The sequence below is a fragment of the Paenibacillus sp. FSL K6-1096 genome, from assembly GCF_037977055.1.
Classification (GTDB): domain Bacteria; phylum Bacillota; class Bacilli; order Paenibacillales; family Paenibacillaceae; genus Paenibacillus_AQ.
In genome coordinates this window covers 6,937,474-6,958,648 of sequence record NZ_CP150274.1, presented here as the reverse complement: position 1 = coordinate 6,958,648, position 21,175 = coordinate 6,937,474, and the positions used below count along the sequence as shown (strand labels likewise).

Annotated in this window: 17 protein-coding genes; all 17 read right to left on the bottom strand. The window is 57.2% G+C overall.

What is annotated here, in order from left to right; all coding sequences use genetic code 11:
• Positions 1 to 657: 657 nt before the first annotated feature.
• The 17 genes from MHI24_RS30530 to MHI24_RS30450 all read right to left on the bottom strand — a co-directional run bounded on the left by MHI24_RS30530 (position 658) and on the right by MHI24_RS30450 (position 21,171).
• Positions 658 to 1,257 carry a general stress protein gene (locus MHI24_RS30530; RefSeq protein WP_340023309.1) on the bottom strand — a complete coding sequence of 200 codons (600 nt, stop codon included), beginning with the start codon at positions 1,255 to 1,257 and terminating at the stop codon, positions 658 to 660.
• A 118-nt stretch (positions 1,258 to 1,375) separates the two neighbouring features.
• The gene (gene hrpB, locus MHI24_RS30525) at positions 1,376 to 3,868 is read right to left on the bottom strand and encodes an ATP-dependent helicase HrpB (protein WP_340023308.1); all 2,493 of its coding nucleotides are present in this window, start codon (positions 3,866 to 3,868) and stop codon (positions 1,376 to 1,378) included.
• A 212-nt stretch (positions 3,869 to 4,080) separates the two neighbouring features.
• The gene (locus MHI24_RS30520; RefSeq protein WP_340023307.1) at positions 4,081 to 4,482 is read right to left on the bottom strand and encodes a DnaJ family domain-containing protein; all 402 of its coding nucleotides are present in this window, start codon (positions 4,480 to 4,482) and stop codon (positions 4,081 to 4,083) included.
• A gap of 136 nt (positions 4,483 to 4,618) precedes the next feature.
• Positions 4,619 to 5,020 (bottom strand): GIY-YIG nuclease family protein, encoded by a 402-nt coding sequence (locus MHI24_RS30515; RefSeq protein WP_340023306.1) that lies wholly within the window; start codon positions 5,018 to 5,020, stop codon positions 4,619 to 4,621.
• Between the two features lie 57 nt (positions 5,021 to 5,077).
• Positions 5,078 to 5,863, bottom strand: a complete 786-nt coding sequence (locus tag MHI24_RS30510) for a DUF2087 domain-containing protein (protein WP_340023305.1) — start codon at positions 5,861 to 5,863, stop codon at positions 5,078 to 5,080.
• 210 nt (positions 5,864 to 6,073) lie between these two features.
• The gene (locus tag MHI24_RS30505) at positions 6,074 to 6,883 is read right to left on the bottom strand and encodes an SDR family NAD(P)-dependent oxidoreductase (RefSeq protein WP_340023304.1); all 810 of its coding nucleotides are present in this window, start codon (positions 6,881 to 6,883) and stop codon (positions 6,074 to 6,076) included.
• Positions 6,884 to 7,016: 133 nt separating this feature from the next.
• On the bottom strand, positions 7,017 to 7,883 hold the full coding sequence (locus MHI24_RS30500) for a transglutaminase family protein (protein ID WP_340023303.1): 867 nt from the start codon (positions 7,881 to 7,883) through the stop codon (positions 7,017 to 7,019).
• Positions 7,880 to 8,833 carry an alpha-E domain-containing protein gene (locus MHI24_RS30495; RefSeq protein ID WP_340023302.1) on the bottom strand — a complete coding sequence of 318 codons (954 nt, stop codon included), beginning with the start codon at positions 8,831 to 8,833 and terminating at the stop codon, positions 7,880 to 7,882. Before MHI24_RS30495 ends, MHI24_RS30500 begins: the two co-directional genes overlap by 4 nt.
• Positions 8,834 to 8,885: 52 nt before the next feature.
• Positions 8,886 to 10,349, bottom strand: a complete 1,464-nt coding sequence (locus MHI24_RS30490) for a circularly permuted type 2 ATP-grasp protein (RefSeq protein ID WP_340023300.1) — start codon at positions 10,347 to 10,349, stop codon at positions 8,886 to 8,888.
• An 808-nt stretch (positions 10,350 to 11,157) separates the two neighbouring features.
• Complete coding sequence (gene ftsY, locus MHI24_RS30485) at positions 11,158 to 12,156, bottom strand: signal recognition particle-docking protein FtsY (protein ID WP_340023299.1); 999 nt, start codon at positions 12,154 to 12,156, stop codon at positions 11,158 to 11,160.
• 36 nt (positions 12,157 to 12,192) lie between these two features.
• Entirely contained in the window at positions 12,193 to 15,762 is a 3,570-nt protein-coding gene (gene smc, locus MHI24_RS30480; RefSeq protein ID WP_340023298.1) for a chromosome segregation protein SMC, read from the bottom strand.
• Between the two features lie 170 nt (positions 15,763 to 15,932).
• Positions 15,933 to 16,637 (bottom strand): ribonuclease III, encoded by a 705-nt coding sequence (gene rnc, locus MHI24_RS30475; RefSeq protein ID WP_238655167.1) that lies wholly within the window; start codon positions 16,635 to 16,637, stop codon positions 15,933 to 15,935.
• 14 nt (positions 16,638 to 16,651) lie between these two features.
• A complete protein-coding gene (gene fabF, locus MHI24_RS30470) occupies positions 16,652 to 17,890 on the bottom strand; it encodes a beta-ketoacyl-ACP synthase II (RefSeq protein ID WP_340023297.1) in 1,239 nt (412 codons plus the stop codon).
• Between the two features lie 186 nt (positions 17,891 to 18,076).
• Positions 18,077 to 18,310 carry an acyl carrier protein gene (locus MHI24_RS30465; protein WP_238655165.1) on the bottom strand — a complete coding sequence of 78 codons (234 nt, stop codon included), beginning with the start codon at positions 18,308 to 18,310 and terminating at the stop codon, positions 18,077 to 18,079.
• Positions 18,311 to 18,433: 123 nt separating this feature from the next.
• Positions 18,434 to 19,183, bottom strand: a complete 750-nt coding sequence (fabG, locus tag MHI24_RS30460) for a 3-oxoacyl-[acyl-carrier-protein] reductase (protein ID WP_340023296.1) — start codon at positions 19,181 to 19,183, stop codon at positions 18,434 to 18,436.
• Positions 19,184 to 19,232: 49 nt separating this feature from the next.
• Positions 19,233 to 20,156 (bottom strand): ACP S-malonyltransferase, encoded by a 924-nt coding sequence (gene fabD / locus MHI24_RS30455; protein ID WP_340023295.1) that lies wholly within the window; start codon positions 20,154 to 20,156, stop codon positions 19,233 to 19,235.
• Positions 20,157 to 20,181: 25 nt separating this feature from the next.
• On the bottom strand, positions 20,182 to 21,171 hold the full coding sequence (locus MHI24_RS30450; RefSeq protein WP_340023294.1) for a beta-ketoacyl-ACP synthase III: 990 nt from the start codon (positions 21,169 to 21,171) through the stop codon (positions 20,182 to 20,184).
• Positions 21,172 to 21,175: the final 4 nt, after the last annotated feature.

The following is a 21,175-nucleotide window of genomic DNA, read 5'->3' as shown; positions in this document are numbered from 1 at the left end:
TCCAACTGCTCACCTTTCACGTCTCGGACAACCGCAACAGTGATTGCCCTGCTGAACCCGATCTTTGTGGTGTAATGTTAGGGTTGGACTGGGGTTGGATGGAGTTTAGAGGGTACTTTTTCCGTTTGCTGTGCGGGTAAGGTGCGTCATGGTTTGGTTTGCGCAGGTGGTAGTAGATAGGGTGAGTGTGTGTTTGTGGTTTTCTATTGTGAATTTTTCATATGTTGAAATAATTATATTAGTTGCGCGTGGGTAGGATAAGGACGGGATGGGAGGAAATCTGTGTGCATCGGCTGAAGTGGGACAAGATATATAGGACATAGTTGCATTTTGTACATTTAAAAGCAGTCGTACCATCCAAATCCCAACGTTTGCTGCATTCTGTACAATTAAAAACTGCAGAATTCAACTTCTGCGCCGATATGCCCAATTATAGTTGTACAAACTGCTGTTAAAGTCAAATTAGGTCATGTATCTGCCCATTTAGCTGTACGAAATGCAATTATGCGCCTGTGCTGGCTGTCGAGCTCCCCTCTTTTATGAATTTTTCATATGTTGAAATAAAATAAATAATGCTTTCAATTAATAAAGCCATATGTATACGGCAAAAAACCTCCAGGGCCTAAGCTCTGGAGGCGGTTATCGGATTAGCTGGCCTTATCGCGGATTGTAGAGATCTGCATCCGTATTGTTGCTTGTCCGGTTTCTGTTATCCTGCACCGTCCCTCCGGGAGTTAATGTTTCACCCAGCGGGTAAAGGCTGTTGTAACGGCCGGCATTGAGCGAACGGTTGCCGCTGAAGATCGTATGGATATCCCTGCCGCGGCCGTTGTCATCGACCAGGACGAGGATTTTGCCGCTGTCGATGTAGCCTTCGTATTCGCGGGCCTCATCCTCAGGGATGCCTAGGCCGATCAGACCGCCGACCAGACCGCCTGCGCCTACTCCAACCGCCGCCCCTGTCAGTGTGGCCGCAATCGGACCGGCTGCCAGAATCGGGCCGATTCCCGGAATCGCCAGCGCGCCAATGCCGGCCAGCAGTCCGGCCACTCCGCCGACAACTCCGCCTGTAGCTGCACCTGTTGCCACGCCTTCCGGCGCCATTGTTCCTGTATCTTCGGAGATGCTCTTCTGCTCATCCCGGTCACGTGTAATTACCGATATCTCATCACTCTTAATCCCTTGAGCCTGCAAACTTTCAATTGCTCTGGTCGCTTCTTGTTCTGTGTCAAAAACACCAATAATTTTGTCAGCCACTTGAAGCCCTCCTTCGTAATTGTTGTTCGCTATTGTATTACCCGTTGACAGCTTGGCCAAACAGGGGATTCAGATGCGACGAAATTATATGCAGCCGGTAGACATTCTCCAGCCTGTTCTATTTTGGAGGACGGGTGCGGTTAGTAGGGACCGCCTGCAGCGGGTCATCCGGCCAGTAGTGCTTGGGGTAACGGCCTTTGAGATCTTTTTTGACCTCGAAGTAGGTGTTCTTCCAAAAGCTGGCCAGATCCGCAGTAATCTGCATCGGCCTTCTGGCCGGGGACAGCAGATGCAGCAGCACGGGAACCTTGCCGCCGCCAATGCGCGGGGTACCGGCCCAGCCGAACATCTCCTGCAGCCTCACCGCCAGCACCGGTGCGCCCGGGTTGCTGTAATCCAGCGGAATCCGCGAGCCGCTTGGCACCGTAATATGCGTCGGCGCCTCCTTGTTCAGGGTCTGGCGGCTGTTCCAGTCCAGCATGCCCTCCAGCGCCTGCGCCAGCTTCACCCGCTGCAGATCACGGAGATTGCGCATCCCTTGCATGTATGGCGCCAGCCATTCCGCAAGCGTACCGGTTAACGCCTCATCCGACATGTCCGGCCAATCAGCCCGCAGGCTATGCATGAAGGCCATCCGCTGCCGCAGCTGTACCGTTCCTTTGTCCCATGGGAGCAGCCCCAATCCTTCCTCTGCAATCACCTTGAGCAGCACGCTCTCCGTCTCCTCGGCCGTGGGCCGTTCATGGGTGGTCTCTTTGAGAACGAGCACCCCCAGTCTGGTCAGCCTCCGCGCTCTTACGCTTCCGCTCTCCCCGTCCCAGTAAACTTCGCGTTCTTCTAGAAGGCTGTCCGCATGATGCTTCAGCAGATCCTGCTCGGAGAGCGCTGCGGCAAGCATAATCCGGCTCTGCCCGGCGCGGTCATCCACGCCGGCCGCCACGATGTAGGGCGAGCGCGCCAGCGGCTGGCCCTCGCGCATCGCCGCCCCCCGTCCGCCCGAGAGCAGAAACGCGCCGTCGCCGCGTTTCTGCCCGATGCGGTCGGGGTAGGCGAACGACAGCAGCAGCCCGCTGGCGCTGCTGTCCACAGGGGCTTCGCCCGGCGCTGCCGCAAGCTGCGCCAGGAAAGCCCGGCTCTCGCGCTGCACCGCGCGCAGAGCCGCCGGGTCCGCTCCGGAGCTTGCGCCGGAGCGCTCGAACCCCAGCAGCGACTCCACGCGCAGCGTGAGGTCGCTGTCCTGGGCCGCGGGACCCCGCAGGAGGTCCCGCTCCTGCAGCAGCGCCGCGAGCCTTGCCGCGAGCGGCGCCGCTGCCAGGGCCTCCGCGCGCAGCAGCATGTGCGCGATGCGCGGGTGCGCGCCCAGCGCGGCCATGCGGCGGCCGTGCGGCGTAATGGCGCCGCCGGCGTCCAGCGCGCCGAGCTGGCGCAGCAGCGCCGTGGCCTGCGCATAGGGCGCGGCAGGCGGCGGGTCCAGCCACGCGAGCGCTCCGGGCTCGCGCACGCCCCACAGCGCCAGCTCCAGCGCAAGCTGCGCCAGGTCGGTCTCCATAATCTCCGGCGCGTTCTCGTCCGGAAGGCGGCTGTGCGCCTCAAGGCTCCACAGCCGGTAGCAGACGCCCGGGGCGGTGCGTCCGGCCCGGCCCCGGCGCTGATCCGCCGAGGCCTTCGAGACCGGCACCGTGGTCAGCCGCGGCATGCCGGTGCGCGGCGAGAAGACCTGCGTCCGTCTCAGCCCCGTATCAATAACCGTCCGTACGCCTTCAATCGTCAGGCTCGTCTCGGCAATTGAGGTCGCCAGCACAACCTTGCGCTCACCGGCCACAGCCGGCGCTACGGCAGCCTCCTGCTGCTCCTGCGGGAGCTGTCCATAGAGCGGGCGGAGCCGGATATCCGGCGGAAGGCTTCCCGCCGCCAGCGCCTGCTCCGTCCGGCGGATCTCCCGCTCGCCGGGCAGAAAAACAAGCACATCCCCCGGCTGCTCGGCCAGCGCCCGGCGGACAGCAGCCGCCGCCGCTTGCTCAGGGGCGGCCGTGCCGGTGTCCGGCACATAGACCGTCTCCACCGGGAAGGTACGCCCGGGACAAGAGATGACCGGCGCTCCGCCCAGCAGCGAAGAGACACGTTCCCCGTCCAGTGTCGCCGACATGACGAGGATACGCAGATCCTCCCGCAGCACGCTCTGGGCTTCCAGAGCCAGCGCCAGTCCAAGATCCGCATGGAGGCTGCGTTCATGGAATTCATCGAAGATGATCAGGCCCACATCGCCGAGCGAAGGGTCGCTCTGCAGCATCCGGGTCAGCACGCCTTCCGTGACGACCACAATGCGTGTATTTTTCCCGGCACGGGTATCCATCCGCATCCGGTAGCCGACCGTCCCGCCGGCGCTCTCACCGAGAGTGGAAGCCATATACCCTGCGGCGGAGCGGGCGGCCAGCCGTCTGGGCTCCAGCATCAGTATGGTTTTGCCGGCCAGCCACGGCTCCTCCAGCAGCGCAAGCGGAACCGCGGTCGTCTTGCCTGCCCCCGGCTCGGCAATGAGAATGGCCGCGGTGTGCTCTTTCATCATTTTTTTCAGATCCGGGAGGACCTGGTTAATAGGAAGCTGATTCATGTAATCTCTCCATCATCTAGTAGTAGTGCTATTACATTATCATGGGCGAAAGCGTCCTGGATAGCAAGCAAAATAGCCCCACAAAGCGGGGCTTTAGCGTAGTGATGACTCAGGTACTTTGCGGGGACCCCCAAAACATATAAAAACCCCCAGTCCCTTAGACTGGAGGCCATTACATCCATAACCTTTATTTATCGAATTATCCGGCTGCCCTACTCTTCCATTCCTGCCAGCCGTGCCCGCAGCTTATCGCCATAATCCGGATAGGCTGCGCTGCTCTCCAGCCCGCGCTCCTGAATAAGCATCTGCAGACGTAGGCGCTTAAGCGACAGCTGTCCTTGCAGTTCCTTACGCCGTTCAATATTATCTTCGCCGCCGCTGTTATGGCAGGCCAGCAGCAATCCCTCCAGTGTCACACATTCGGCACGCAGCGTGACTTCCTCAGGCAGCAAGCCAGCATTCTTCATAATCATATAAGACATCCGCAGCTCTTCAGGAACGCCGGAGAGATCCTCCAGCTCCAGCGGCTTGCCGTGACCAGGCAGATTGTCGAATTCACCGCTGCGCATCGCCTCCTGAATTCTCTGTTCTGCGAGCCAGGATAGTACAGCCATCTTCTCCGCCCCCTTTTCTCAGCAGCCCGTATTCCAGCTTCTAATTGTACGGCACAGCCACTGAAGTGATGCCCCTATTTTAGCACAGGTCCCGGCAAAATACCTTCCATTCACGCGTCAGCAGCTGCACGTCTGTCTATCTCTGCTTATGATATCCCCGCTCCCCGTAGGGGGACAGCTGCCCCATCCACTTCTCCTCCAGGTCAGGCAGCATATCGCGGTATTTCTTCAGGTCCTTCACATCGGCTACAAAATCTTCTTCCGGCTTGATGCTCTCCAGAATCTCAAATTGAAAACTGGTCCCGCCGTATTCATTCCAGTCCGCCTGCAGCTCCTTGTTATCGTGGCTCTTGATATCCAGCATGAATTTGTGCTTGTTCCAGACCCCGTCCAGATTCAGGCTGCTGCCGACATACGATTTATTGTTCACGGTATTCAGAATCCGGTAGACCCCCATTGGCCTGTGCGAGTGCGCATAATTATATCCCATCTCTTTGCGTTTGGCTTTGTCCATCATTGCATCTCTCTCCTTCTTCACTTGTCTCTCTTCCTTCGTCGCCGGGTGCTTCTCACTCCAGCACAACCCTACCCCTCGTTATAATCTCACCCAATAGCTGCTTCCATCTTCCTCACGGTCCAGCAGGCCGTAATCGATCAGATAACGCCGGAGTGTCACGTAATCGGGGTAAGCCGCTTCCAGCACGGCATTGATCTCCTTCTCGCTATAGGTACGCCCCGCCTCAAACCGCTGGATCAGATGGCGGAGAATCGCGGCCTTGCGCTTCTGCTTCTTGGGGAATTCCGCCAGCGGGCCGTCCAGCCCCTGCTTGAAATAAGCGCCCAGAATGTCGTTATTCTCCTGCTCGGTCATGGCGAACCGCTCATCCACCATCACGGCGGTGCGCGGAATACTGACCAGCGGCGAGGAAGCTCCCGGCTTCTCCTCAGCCAGCTCCATCACCGCCAGGAACAGCTTGGCCTGCTTCACCTTCTCGCGCAGCGTGAACCGGTGATTACGCACCGTGGAGGTGCTGCCAATGCCCAGCTCCTTCGCCGCTTCGGCATCGCTTAAGCTGCGGCGGAAGGCCGCCAGCAGCCCTTTTTGCAGCTCGGTCAGTCCGGTCAGCTTCTTGTCCAGCGTCAGCAGCCAGTTGAACATGCCCCCATGGCTCTGCTCCACATGCATAGCTACGAACCTCTCCGCCTCATAGAACCGGTCTCCAGCCTTATAGATCATGCCCTTCTCGAAGGCTTCCCCGCAGACCAGGCAATGGAACACGGCCTGACTTCCCTCCGCTTCACAGACATACCCCTGCTTCAATTCCGCCAGCGAAGCATTCCAGAACCTCTCTGAGATACTTACTGCTTCTTTGCCATCCATTAATAGATCACCACAATCAACGTTTGTATTTACATAGACATATTATCATTTCGTTTGTTATTTTACAAGTATCTAATTAGCTTGATTTCAGTATCCTCCCTTAGCCATCCGGCTAACAAAAACAGCCTTGTCCAGAAACCCGACGGCTCCCGGCACAAGACTGCCTGCATACAAAGTGGTATCAGATTATAGATTACCCGGCCAAATGGATCAGGACAACAGCGACTCCGCACCGTCGATCACAATCTGCGCTCCTGTAATATGGCTGGACTCCTCCGAGGCCAGGAAGGCCACCAGATCGGCTACATTCTCCGCCTTACCCGGTCCGTCTGCAAGCGGCTGCGCCCCCTGCGGGAACTCAATCGGGATGACGATCGATTCAACCTCTTCATTGAATTCCGTACTCTCATCAATATTCGTGGCGATGGCTCCCGGGCAGATGACATTGACGCGAATTTTGAACTTGGCCAGCTCCAGCGCAGCCATCTTCGCGAAGGCAACCTGTCCAGCCTTGGTGGTGCTGTATGGCGACCAGCCGAAGCTGGTGAATCTGCTGTTCCCGTTAATCGAGCTGGTGATAATAATACTGCCCCGCCCCTTATCCTTCAGGTGGGGAATGGTGTATTTTAGCGTCAGGAAGGTTCCGGTCAGATTGACCGACAGAGTTTTCTCCCAATCGTCCACACTCAGCTCCTCAATCGGCCCGACCACTCCGTTAATGCCCGCATTCGCAAACACAATGTCGAGGCCCCCGAAATGCTCCGCCGTCCTGCGTACCGCTTCCTCCATCCGGCCGGCATCCGAAGTATCCACATCAATCGCGAGTGCGCAATCCGGGCGCAGCTTGTTCAGCTTCTTCTCCAGGATCGAGGTACGTTCATTCACCAGATCGAACAAGGCGACATTTGCCCCTTCACGTGCGAACTGGATCGCTGCCGCTCTGCCGATTCCCGAGCCCGCACCTGTAATGATGGCTGTTTTCCCCTGAAAACGCTGCTTGCTCTCTATATTCGGGCTCATCTGTACACTCTCCTTTCATGAATACCATTTCCGCTGGTAATGGCTCTGTTTCAAGATTACCCAATTGATGGCGCTTTATAATCATATCATGCAAAAAATTGCACAAGCCCTGTGCAATTTGCACAGGGCTCTTTTAGTTCTCCAGTTGCCGCACATCCACTTTGACCGTCAGCGTACCTGCTACTCCGCGGTAGACGCCTTTGACCGGTACGATATCCTTGTAATCCCGCCCATGGCCCAGCTTGATATAACGCCAGTTCACCTCGGCATTGTTGGTCGGGTCGAAGCCCAGCCAGCCTGTCCCCGGAATATGGGTTTCCACCCAGGCATGGGAGGCCTGTTCGAAATCTGCATTGCCCCCTTGCAGATCCCCGACAAAATGATACCCGCTCACATACCGCGACGGCAGGCCGACACTCCGGCAGACAGCGATCATCAGGTGCGCATAATCCTGGCAGACTCCGCGTTTGAGCTTCAGCGCTCTTTTGACGGTCGTATTGACGCTAGTGGCTTCGGGATCATAGGTGAACTGCTCATAGATGGTGGAGGAGATCCGCCGGGTCCATTCATACATATCCTCCGCTTCTTCAAAAGGATGCTGCGACGCAAACTCCACCAGCTCCGGCGTGACCTCTGTGTACCGGGTGGGCAGGATGAACTCGATATAACGGTTCTGGAACTTCTCATCGTTCAGCAGCTTCACCTGATCCGCCAGAGGAATACGCGGCAGGCCGGCGCCCTGCGCTTTGTCCAGCGTGACTACCGTAGCCTTGGTGTGGATCGTCATCTCGGTATGCGGCTTGTTCACCGAAAAGGCATGGACCCGGTTGCCGAAGAAATCCTCATAGGTCAGCAGATTGGCTGGCGGATGCACCTCCACTTCATGGTGGTAACAGGACTGCCGGTAATTGGTGCGCGGCGTCAGCCGGATCTCATTGACACTGTCCGTCACCGGCTCCGTGTAGCTGTAGGTGGTGGTGTGGTTGATCTGTATTTTCATACGGACACTCCTTCTCGGCGAAAAAATGCACCGTCCATCGTCTGCCCCAGCCGCTGGCACGATACCATCAGGGCCTCCAGCACATCCCCCACCCGCTCGCCGGACATCTCTTCCTTCTCCATATAGTCGAGTTCAGCCTTAAGCTTGCCCGCCTGACGGATCACCTTCTCATGCCCGGAGCCTTTCTCGGTGCTGTCCAGCTCCAGTCTTGCCAGATGCTCCTCCAGCTTGTGGAACGAGAAGCGGATGGAACGGGGAAAATAAGGATTCGCGATCAGGAATTCCAGAATGCATTCCGGCGACATATCATCGGCATAATACCGGCGGAAGGCCTGATAGCCGCTCACCGACTTCAACACCGCCTGAAGCTGGGTGTAAATGGAGGAAATATCCTTAAGCCTGGAGGATACGGTGACGGCCTGCAGAATCCGCGTCGTATTCTCCGCCCGCTCCAGAAAGCGCCCGCTCTCGATGAACCGCCATTCGTTGCTGCGCAGCATTACCGATTGTTCAGCGCCGAGGAACGTAGCCGTCCGCTCCTTGATCTGCTGGTAGAACTGGTGCGGGCCGCTCATAATATCGGCAACCGACTGCCCGCCGAGCCACAGGTTGAAGGCATTGACAATATCCCACAGCTCGCTGGGCAGATGCTGGCGCAAGGTCCGCAGATTATTCCTCGCGTGGTGCACACAGGAGAACAATGAGTTCGCATTGCCGAGATCCAGCGTGATGAAGGCCAGCACATCCTGTTCGCTGAAGCTCTCGAACTGCCGCAGATAGACCTCCCGGACGCCCAGCGCATCGATCAGCCGTGACCACTTATGCCCCTCCTCCTGATAGTCCTCCTCCTGCTGGACATGGTAATGTACATCAATCAGCCGGGCGTGATTCTCAGCCCGCTCCATATACCGGCCGATCCAGAATAAAGCTTCAGCATTGCGGTTCAGCATCGTCCCCACCCTCTCTCATCGGGTTATTCTACTTTATTATTGCGCTAACTTCTCAAGCCATGACCCAGGTGTCCTTTACCCCTCCGCCCTGGGATGAGTTCACGACCAGCGACCCTTCCTGCATGGCCACCCGGGTCAGCCCGCCGGGAATGACATGCGGCTTCCGGTCCGCCCCCATCAGCACGAACGCTCTGAGGTCAATATGCCGGGGAACCATCCCCTCCTCTGACAAGACAGGGGCACGGGACAGCGACATAATCGGCTGGGCAATATAGCGGTCCGGGTCCGTCAGGATTTTGAGCCGGAATTCGGCCAGCTCCTCCTTCGTGGCTTCGCATCCAATCAGCATTCCGTATCCCCCGGAGAGCGAGGTCTCCTTCACCACCATCTCCTGGAGATGATCCAGCACATACTGGCGCTCCTGCGGCCGGGAGAGCAGATAGGTCGGCACATTGCTTAGAATCGGTTCCTCGTTAAGATAATAGCGGATCATATCCGGAACATACACATACATCGCTTTGTCATCGGCCACTCCGGTTCCGGGCGCATTGGCAATGGCGATATTGCCTGCCCTGTAGGCATTCATCAGACCGGCAACCCCAAGCAGCGAGCTGGGCTGAAAAGCAAGCGGATCGATGAAATCATCGTCCAGCCTGCGGTACAGCACATCCACCCGGCGCAGGCCGTTCATCTCCTTCAGGTAGATCTTATGGTCCTGGGCGACCAGGTCGCGCCCCTCTACCAGGTGAATCCCCATCTGCTGAGCCAGAAAAGCATGCTCATAATAAGCCGAGTTATACTCACCCGGGGTCAGCAAAGCGATCACCGGGTCCTTGATCCGGGACGGAGACAGGCTGCGCAGCACGGACAGGAAGCGGTTGAGGCTATGGTCCACATCGCGTATCGAACGGGCAAAAGACATCTCCGGAAACAGCTGGTTCATCAGCGATCTGCCCTTGAACAGATAAGAGAAGCCTGAGGGTGTGCGCAGATTGTCTTCCAGCACATAATATTCCCCGTCGTGATGCCGGATCAGGTCGATGCCCGAAGTAGTGATATACGCACCGCCGGGAACGCGCAGGCCGCTCATCTCCGGCCGGAAATAACAGTTGGAGAGAATCATCCGCCGCGGTACAATCCCGTCCTTCACAATATACTGTTCATGGTAGATATCGTGGATGAACAGGTTGAGCGCGGTAATCCGCTGGACAATTCCCGCCTCCAGCCGTTCCCATTCCCCCTTCGGGATGATACGCGGGATCATATCGAAGGGAATGGTCCGCTCCATCGGCTGATCCTGGGCCGGGTTATACAGGGTGAAGGTAATGCCCTCCTCCATCATCCGGCGCTGCATCCGCTTCTGCTTGTTCTGCAGCTCTTCGGGGCTCATCCCGGTGAACATGCGGTTCACATGTTTGTAGTGAGGCCGGACACTCCGTTCATCCGCATACATCTCATCATAGAAATGCTGCAAGGGATAGGGAGCGAGTCCGGGCAAAGGATCAAGTTTGGACATGAGCCCGACTCCTTTCGGATCAGTATAATGTGTTAAGTAATCTAACAATTCGTGCGGTGATTTTAAGAAAATATCACGAAAATATGAATAACTACTTTCATAATACGTAAATCCCATTAACCATGTCAATATATATAACAACAAAATGTAGTTTATACATTACTGTTTTTCATTGGTATCGCTTCCTTTGTCTATTCTGTGTTTTTCGGGCGCACCAGTAGAGATTCCACTCCAATTGTATGCCGGTGTGCTGACAAGCATTACCGGAGTCGTCAACTTGCACAAGTGCTGACTGTCCTAATATGAATTTTTCATATGTTGTTTTTTTAGGAATCTACTCAGTCGCCCTTCGCTCGTTTCTGTTCGGTTTTTCGATTACATTCGGCCCACGCACCTATGCTCCGCCCATTGTGTTCGGTTTTCCGCATACATTAGGCCCGCACGCCCACACACTGCCCATTGTGTTCGGTTTTTCGATTACATTGCCCTCACTCGTCCCCATACTGCTCATTGTAGTCGGTTTTTCGATTACATTTTGCCCACGCGCCTCCACCACACCCAATGTGGTCGATTTTTCGATTACATTTGCTCCTCGCGCCCACACACTTCCCATTGTAGTCGGTTTTTCGATTACATTTCGCCCACGCGCCTCCACCACGCCCATCGTGGTCGGTTTTCCGATTACATTTGCCCCACGCGCCCACACACTGCTCATTGTAGTCGGTTTTTCGATTACATCCGGCCCAAGCGCAAAAACCTCCCCTGGAGCCGGGCTCCGGGGGAGGTTGCATCAACTAATATAGAATTGTTAGTTCCCGGCCTGTTCATCTTCCTCTTCCGAGATCATGCCTGCGAACAGGGCATGCACGAACTGGTCGGAATCGAACGGCTGGAGGTCTTCCATCTTCTCGCCCAGACCCACCAGCTTCACCGGCAGGTTCATCTCCTGCCGGAGGGCGATGACAATACCGCCCTTCGCCGTACCGTCCAGCTTGGTCAGCACCAGGCCGGTGACACCGCTCTTCTCGCCGAACAGCTTGGCCTGGCTGAGCGCATTCTGGCCGGTGGTCGCGTCCAGCACCATCAGCACCTCATGCGGGGCGCTCGGGATCTCACGCTGGATGACCCGGAAGATTTTGTTCAGCTCTTCCATCAGGTTGGTCTTGTTCTGCAGCCGGCCTGCGGTATCGCAGATCAAGACATCGACATTCCGCTGCTTGGCCGCCTGCACGGCATCAAACATCACCGCTGCCGGGTCTGAGCCCGCCTGCTGCTTAATGACATCTACACCGGCGCGCTGGCCCCAGACCTCAAGCTGCTCAATTGCGCCGGCACGGAAGGTATCGCCTGCCGCCAGCAGCACCTTTTTGCCTTCCTGCTTGTAACGGTGCGCCAGCTTCCCGATGGTCGTCGTCTTGCCCACTCCGTTCACGCCGACAAACAGAATGACGGTAATGCCGTCCGGGTTCTCCCGCAGACGGTTATCATCGTCGCCGCGCAGCAGCTCCATCAGCTTGCGGGACAGAATCGGCTGCAGCTCGGCTGCATCCTCGATCCGCTGCTGCTTCACCTCGGCGCGCAGCTCCTCCACCAGAGTCATGACCGTGTTCACACCGACATCGGCGCCGATCAGGATTTCTTCCAGCTCTTCGTAGAATTCTTCGTCTATTTTTTTGCGGCGGATGATCAGATCAGTAACCTTCTCAACGAAGCCCTTGCGCGTCTTCTCCAGCCCGTCACGGAACTGCTTCGTTACACTTTCTGTTTTGCCGGAGATGCTGTCCTTCAGTTTCTTGAAAAAGCTCATACGGTTCCTCCTAATGATATAAAGGTTACTTCATGGTTAGGCAATCTCCGCCTCTTCATCCTCCAGCCGTACCGAGACGAGCTTGGATACACCGCCCTCCTCCATGGTTACACCATAGAGAACATCGGCCTCCTCCATCGTTCCTTTGCGGTGTGTAACTACAATGAACTGGGTCTGCCCCGAGAATTCCCGCAGATATTGGGCAAAGCGCACCACATTGGCTTCATCGAGCGCTGCCTCCACCTCATCCAGCACACAGAACGGCACCGGCTTCACCTGCAGAATGGCGAACAGCAGCGCCATTGCGGTCAGGGCGCGTTCGCCGCCGGAGAGCAGCTGCAGGTTCTGCAGCTTTTTGCCCGGCGGCTGGGCCACGATGTCGATCCCGGTATCAAGCATATGATCAGGGTCCAGGAGCTGAAGATCTGCCCGGCCGCCGCCGAACAGCTTGGTGAATACCGTGCCGAACTCGCGGCGGATGGCATCGAAGGTTGTCTTGAAGCGCTTCGACATCTCCTCCTCCATCTCGCGGATGACATGGTAGAGCGTGGTCTTCGCTTCAACCAGATCATCCTTCTGTCCGCTGAGGAAGGTATAGCGTTCATGCACCCGCTGATATTCCTCAATCGCGCCCAGGTTGACCTCGCCCAGCCCGGAGATGCTGCGCTTCAGGCGCTGCACCTCAAGCTGCGCCGCCGGCACATCCTCCGGCACCGGATACCGCTGTTTCGCCAGCTCATAGCTCAGCTCGTAATCATCGCTCAGCTTGCGCAGGATGTTGTCCAGCTCCACATCCAGCCGCCCGACGGCGACTTCGGTGGAGCGGAGCTTGTCCTCCACCGCCCGGAGCGCCTGCCGCTGGTCCTTCGTTTCCCCTTCGGCCAGCTCCAGCTTGCGCGAGATCGCGGCGCGGTCCGCGCGGGCCAGATCTAGCTTGGCAGAGGTCTCTTCCTTATTCAGCCGCAGGCTGTTAAGCTCCTCCTTCTGCTTGACCGCCTCGCGGCCATTCTCTTCGAGATCCTGCTCGATGGTCATCAGCAGGCTGCGGCTCTGGCGCAGCTCCTTCTCCTGGGAGCCGGCATCCTGCCGCATACGCTTCAGCTGCTCCTCCAGGGAGAAGATCTCCTGGTCAAGCTTGCCTTCCGCAACCTTCATGCCGGTCAGCTTGCCCTGCAGCTCTTCCTTAGCCGTCTCGCTGGCCTTGCGGTCCGATTCGGCGCTGCGGATGGCCGCATGGGCCTCGGCCTCTTCCTTCTCCAGCCGGACCAGCTCCGCCTCTGCCTGCTTGCGGCTCTCCTCCTGTGCGCGCAGCTCATTCTCGAAGCCGCTGCGCTCTGCGCCTGCACCCTCAACCTGCTCCTGCACATGGCGCAGCTCCTGCTCCAGCTGCTTCAGATCACCGGACACCCGCTGCTCTTCGAGGCGCTTCTCGTCCCCGTCATGCCGCAGCTCTTCCAGCTTCTGCGCTGCCTTGTCCTGCTCCGCCCGCAGACGGCTGATTCCCTGCTTCAGCTTGGCGATCTGCTCATCGCTCTCCGCGATCTCGCCGGACAGCTGATCCAGCTGCCGCTTGCGGCTGAGCAGGCTGTTGTTCTTCTTGTGCTGGCTGCCGCCCGTCATGGAGCCGCCGGCATTAACAACGTCACCCTCAAGGGTAACGACTCTGTAGCGGTATTGGCATCTTGCCGCAATCTTGTTCGCCTGCTCCAGACGCTCCGCAATAACCACATTGCCCAGCAGGCTGCCGATAATACTTGCATATTTATCATCATAGCCAACCAATTCAGACCCGATTCCGACAAAGCCCTCCGCATCCTCCACCAGTCTGCGGTCGGTGCCGGTAATCTGGCGGGGACGGATAACATCCAGCGGCAGGAAGGTGGCCCGGCCCAGCTGGCGCTGCTTCAGAAAAGCAATCGCCTGCCGCGAAACCGCCTCATTCTCCATGACTACATGCTGCAAGGAAGCTCCCATCGCAGTCTCAACCGCCATTTCCAGCTTCTCGGGAACGGAGATCAGCTCCGCCACTGCACCGTGCACACCGCTCAGCTGTCCTTTGCGCGCACCCTTCAGTACCTCTTTGACCCCGAGCATGAAGCCGTCGAAATCATCCTGCATTTCCTTCATCGTCTCATGCCGGGAGACCTGCGCTTCGCGCTTCTGCTCCCATTTGCGCAGCCCGGCCTGCGTCTCCTCCAGCAGCTTCTGGCGCTTGCTGGTCTGCTCGCTCTCGGTAATGTACGCTCCGCGCAGGAGGCCGATCTCTTTGCCGAGCGCGGCAATCTTGTCCTTCAGCCCGCTCTGTGCCGAGGTCAGCTCCGCCAGCCGGGCGGTCCATTTGCCGCTCTCCTCCTGGCTGCGGCTCATCCGCCGCTCCAGGCTCTCCTTCTGCTGATCCGCATAGCGGATCTCGTTGCGTGCCTGGGCCATCAGGTTCATCAGCTCCAGCAGGGAGCTCTTCAGCTGTTCTTCCTTGCTCTGGCTGATGCCTCCGGCTACCCCTTGCAGCTTCGATTCCTCTTCTTCAATCTGCGCGCGCAGCTCCGCCAGCGCTTGTCTGGACTGCAGCAGCTTATGCTCCAGCTCTGCCAGCTCACGCTGCCTTCCTTCGGAACGCTCGCCTACAGAACCCAGTGTCTGCAGAAGCTGCTCACGGTTCTTCTCCAGATTCCTGCGGCGTTCCTTCAGCAGCTCGCCGTAGCCTTCGCTCTTCTCGTTCGCCTCGCTGAAGCGCAGCAACTGCTCCTGCAGCCGCTCGACTTCCTGCTCCAGACGGCGCAGCTCGGCCCGGCCGCTCTCCAGCTTGGCATCATGGGCGGAGACGACAGTGGACAGCTCCAGCTGTTCATTCTTAAGCTGCTCCAGCCGGTCGCTGCCCTCCTGCCAGGCCGTATGTATGCCTTCAATCTGATGCACATAGACCGAAATCTCCAGATGCTTCAACTGCCCGCGCAGCTCTTTATAACGTATAGCCTTCTCGGACTGGTCCTTCAGCGGACCCACCTGATCCTCAAGCTCGCTGATCAGATCGTGAATCCGCAGCAGATTCTGCTCGGTTTCGTCGAGCTTGCGGCCGGCGTCCTTTTTGCGTGACTTATATTTAACAATGCCTGAAGCCTCTTCGAAGATCCCCCGCCGGTCTTCAGAACGGGTGCTGAGGATTTCTTCAATCCGGCCTTGTCCGATAATGGAATAAGCTTCACGGCCGATACCGGTATCCATGAACAGCTCGGTAATATCCTTCAGCCGGCAGGCCTGCTTGTTAATCAGATATTCACTGTCTCCGCTGCGGTGGACACGCCGGGTCACAGTCACCTCGCTGAAATCCAGCGGCAGCACATGATCCTCATTGTCCAGCGTCAGCGAGACCTCGCCGTAATTAACCGCCTTACGGGCATCGCTTCCGGCAAAAATAATATCCTCCATCTTGCCGCCGCGCAGTGATTTGGCACTCTGCTCCCCCAGCACCCAGCGGATGCCGTCGGAGATATTGCTTTTGCCGCTTCCGTTCGGGCCGACCACGGCGGTAATACCGCGCACAAACTCCATTTCCGTCTTGTCGGCAAATGATTTGAAGCCCGCTAATTCAATCCGTTTCAGAAACATAACTCGCCAATCACCTCTGACCCATTATACCATAGTGTTTCATTGCCAAAACAACCCCACAAAGTGCTGCACCTGATTTCCGAAAAAGAGCAGCAAAGGTCTGACCTCCGCCTGCACGCCGGTATTCAGACCATTGCTGCTCTACTCCGCTTAACCGATCCAGTGGATCTTCAGGCACCGTCTTCCTTCAGAAGCATCAGCGCCGCAGCTGCGGCCTGCTGCTCCGCTTCCTTCTTGGAGCGGCCGCTGCCGCGGCCAAGGGAACGGCTGCCCATGTATACTTCCGAGACGAATTCACGCTCATGTGCGGGCCCGCGTTCTTCAATAATCCGGTATTCCAGCGTACCCATACCATGATGCTGGATCAGCTCCTGCAGCTCTGTTTTGAAATCGCTCATCTGCATTTGCAGCTTCCCCTCGGTCTCCACCAGCGGGAATACATGATTATCCAGGAATCTGCGGGCTGTCTCCAGACCCTGATCCAGATAAAGTGCCCCCACAAAGGCTTCGAATACGTCGGCCAGGAGGGCCGGGCGGGTGCGCCCGCCCGTCAGCTCTTCCCCTTTGCCCAGCAGTACAAACCGGCCGAAGCCAAGCGTCTCGGCAAAACGGACCAGCGACGGCTCGCACACAATCGCAGCCCGCAGCTTGGTCAATTCCCCTTCCGGCCTGTCCGGGAGCAGATTGTACAAATACTCGGACACCGTAAGCTCCAGCACCGCATCACCCAGGAACTCCAGGCGTTCATTGTCCTGATGCTGACTGAACCGGTGTTCATTCACATACGAGGCATGGGTAAAGGCCTGCTTCAGAAGTACAGGATCGTGAAATTGGATTTGAAGTTGGCTTTGTAACTGCTTCAGGTCTCCTTTCACTGCACTGTCTCCCCTTACTTAGTGTATTTTTGGAGAATTACGGTTGCGTTATGTCCTCCGAAGCCGAAGGAATTCGACATAGCGATGTTCAGATCAGCCTTGCGCGGCACGTTCGGAACATAGTCCAGATCGCATTCCGGATCAGGGTTGTCCAAATTGATCGTAGGTGCAATCATGCCCTTCTGCAGCGAAAGTCCGCAGATGATCGCTTCCACCCCGCCGGCAGCGCCAAGCAGGTGCCCGGTCATTGATTTGGTGGAGCTGACAGCTACCTTGTAGGCATGCTCGCCCAGGGCTTTCTTCACCGCTGCCGTCTCTGACTTGTCCCCAACCGGAGTAGAAGTACCATGTGCATTAATGTAGTCGATATCCTCAGGGGCAATACCGGCATCACGGATCGCCATCTTCATGCAGCGTGCCGCACCGTCCGGATCAGGCTCTGTCATATGATGGGCATCGGCACTCAGGCCGTATCCGATCACTTCAGCATAGATTTTGGCGCCCCGCTTCTCGGCGTGCTCCAGTGATTCAAGAATAAGAATCCCTGCCCCTTCGCCCATCACGAAACCGTCACGGTCAATGTCGAACGGCCGGCTGGCCTTCTCCGGTTCGTCATTGCGGGTGGACATCGCTCTCATGGCGCAGAAACCGGCCATCCCTGTAGGACGGATTGTTGCTTCGGCACCGCCGCAGATCATCGCATCGGCATCGCCGCGCTGAATCAGACGGAAGGATTCCCCGATGGAGTGGCTGCCTGTGGCACAAGCGGTTACCGTCGTCGTATTCGGCCCTTTGGCACCGAGATTAATCGACAGCTGGCCGGAGCCCATATTCGCGATCATCATCGGAATGAAGAACGGGCTGACGCGCTTCGGACCCTTTTCAAGCAGGAGGTTGTGGTTGTCTTCCCAAGTCCCCAGGCCGCCGATTCCCGAGCCGACCGACACGCCGATCCGCTCTGCATCGATATCCTCACCAATGGTCAGGCCGCTGTCCTTCAGTGCATCCTCGCCGGCAGCCACCGCAAATTGGACGAAACGGTCCATCTTGCGCGCTTCCTTGCGTCCGAACCGGGCCTCCGGGTCGAAATCCTTAACTGAAGAAGCGATCCGGGTCGGATACTCGCTGACATCAAAACTATCGACCAGGGAGACTCCCGACTTGCCGCTCATCAGGCTGTCCCAGAACGTCTCAAGATCATTCCCCAGTGATGTTATTACTCCCATGCCTGTCACAACTACTCTATGCTTCAAACACAATCACCCCATCTGTAGGCTGTGTACTTCTACGGCTTGTAAAGGTATCCACGCCCGAAGTCTATATACTGCAATCGCCGCAGTACCATTATCGTCTGCGGTTCTGTAATTTTCTTCATAAAAGATGCTTAAAATGAGGAGAAGTCCCGCCCTGGCAGGAACGGGACCCTCAATCATATGACTCTAGGTATGAGATTGTATGTACTTCACAACTTCACCCACGGTCGTAATTCTCTCTGCATCTTCATCAGAGATTTCCATATCGAATTCATCTTCCAATTCCATAACCAATTCTACAACATCAAGAGAATCAGCACCTAAATCATCTTTGAAAGACGCTTCTAATGTTACCTCAGCTTCATCGGCACCTAAGCGGTCGATGACAATGCGTTTTACACGCTCCAATACATCGGACATTCCGGTTCACCTCCTCTTTTGGTATTATACGAGATATGAAGTCAAAATACCATAGAGCACTAAAAACGCTTTCCGGCAGCCTTTTTGCTCATTCCCCCGTACGAATCTGACGCTGGCGGAGACCTACATGTACATGCCGCCGTCCACGTGAAGCGTCTGGCCTGTCATGTAGGCTGCCCCTTCCGAGGCCAGGAATACCGCCGCATTCGCAATGTCCTCCGCCCGCCCGAGCTTCGCCAGGGGAATCCCCTTGAGCAGCTCGCTGCGGACCTCATCGGACAGCTCACGGGTCATATCGGTATCAATGAAGCCGGGAGCGATACAGTTCACGGTAATCCCCCGCGCCGACAGCTCGCGTGCCGCCGACTTCGTCATCCCGATAACGCCTGCCTTGGCGGCGGTATAGTTCACCTGCCCGGGATTCCCGGTCACGCCTACGACAGAGGAGATGTTAATAATCCGGCCGTAGCGCTGCTTCATCATCGGGCGGGTCACTGCCTTCAGGCAGTTGAAGACCCCCTTCAGGTTCGTCTCAATCACCTGGTCGAATTCTTCCTCTTTCATCCGCATAATCAGGTTGTCCCGGGTAATGCCGGCATTATTCACCAGGATATCAATTCTGCCCCAGGCGTCTGTAACGGACTTAACGAGGCGCTCAGCATCCGCGCTGCTGCCGACATTCCCTTGGAGGGCGATTCCTTCCGAGCCCAGCTCGTGTATCCGGGCTACGGTCTCTTCGGCCGCCTGAACGCTGCCCGAATAGTTGACCGCCACCTTCACGCCATGGGCAGCGAGTGCCAGGGCAATGCTGCGGCCGATCCCCCGGGAACCTCCGGTAACCAGGGCTGTCTGACCTTTGAGTGCTGCAAACATGTTCAGTTGTCCCCCTTCAATACTCAATCCGCCAAGCCTTCGAGTACGCTTATAATCCCGCTCTGGCGCTCTCCAGGCTGTTGATATTTACAACCTTGACATTGCGGTCAATCTTGCGGATCAGCCCGGACAGCACACTGCCGGAGCCGATCTCGACAAAAGTATCCACGCCTTCTGCAATCAGCCGCTCCACGCTGTCCTGCCAGAGTACAGGCGAGTATACCTGCTCAACCAGCAGACTGCGGATGGCATCCGGATCGGTAACCGGAGCAGCTGTAACATTGGCGATAACCGGCACCTGTGGAGCATTAAACTGCACCTTCTCCAGCTCGGCAGCCAGACGCTCGGCGGCTCCCTTCATTAGAGAGGAGTGGAACGGGCCGCTGACCTCCAGCGGAATAGCCCGTTTGCCTCCGGCCTCCTTCACACGCTCAGCAGCTTCAGCGACACCCGCCGCTGTACCGGAGACCACAATCTGGCCCGGACAGTTCACGTTCGCCAGCTCTACAGAATGGCCCGCCGCTGAAATGCTGCGGCACAGTTCCGCCAGTGCAGCGCGGTCAGCGCCAAGCACAGCGGCCATAGCGCCCTGTCCTCCGGGCACAGCCTCTTCCATGAACTGGCCGCGCAGGCGCACCAGTCTGACCGCATCTTCGTAAGCAAGGACACCGGCAGCTACCAGCGCACTGTATTCGCCAAGGCTGTGGCCCGCCACATAATCGGGTGTAATCCCGCTGCTCCGCAGCGCCTCCAGATAGGCCGTACTGGCTGTGACGAGTGCCGGCTGGGTGTTCACCGTCTGCTTAAGCTCGCTGTCAGGCCCTTCAAATACGAGCCTGCTCAGCGGAAAGCCGAGCACTTCATCAGCCTTGTCAAAGACCGCCCGGCTCTCGGGCAATGCTTCATATACATCCTTACCCATACCGACTGCCTGTGCACCCTGGCCGGGAAAGACAAATGCGATTTTCGTCATAAGGTATTCTGCTCCTTCCCGTCTACTACCAGATCAGCACCGAAGCGCCCCAGGTTAATCCGCCGCCGAAGCCGACCATCAGCACGGTGTCGCCTTCCTTCATGCGGCCTTGCTCCGCCGCTTCAACCAGGGCAAGCGGAATGGACGCTGCAGAGGTGTTGGCATATTTATCAACATTAATGACACATTTCTCCGGCGGCAGCTCCAGGCGCTGCATGGCGGATTGGATAATCCGGATGTTCGCCTGATGCGGTACGAACAGGTCAATGCTCTCCTTGGTTATTCCCGCCTTGGTCAGCACGCGTTCCGTAGCCGAGCCCATCACACGCACCGCGAACTTGAAGACCTCACGGCCGTTCATATAGATGAAATGCTTCTTGTCATCAACGGTCTGATGCGAAGCCGGCAGGCGTGAGCCGCCTGCTTCGAGATGAAGCAGACTGCCGCCTGAGCCCTCTGCCCCCAGGTCGAAGGACTGGAAGCCGCGCCCTTCCGGAACCTCGCCCACGATTACAGCGCCGGCGCCGTCTCCGAACAGCACGCAGGTATTGCGGTCTGTATAATCCGTGATGCTCGACAAGGTGTCGGCACCGATAACCAGCGCATTGTTGTACATGCCATTCTGGATAAAGCCGGTAGCTGTGGCCAGACTGTAGACGAAGCCGGAGCAGGCTGCCGACAGATCGAATGCGGCCGCTCCTTTGGCTCCCAGCTTATCCTGCAGAATGCAGGCTGTGGACGGAAACGCACTGTCCGGCGTAACCGTAGCTACAATAATGAGATCCAGCTCTTCCGCCTTCATCCCCGCAGATTCCAGCGCCTTCAGCGCTGCTTCATATGCCAGATCCGAGGTTGCCTGGCCGGGAGCGGCGATATGCCGTTCCTTGATGCCTGTTCGGCTGACGATCCATTCATCGTTGGTTTCGACCATTTTCTCAAGATCGCTGTTGGTCAATATTCGCTCAGGTACATATTTCCCTGTCCCGATGATGCCTACCGGACGTAATTGTTTCATGTTG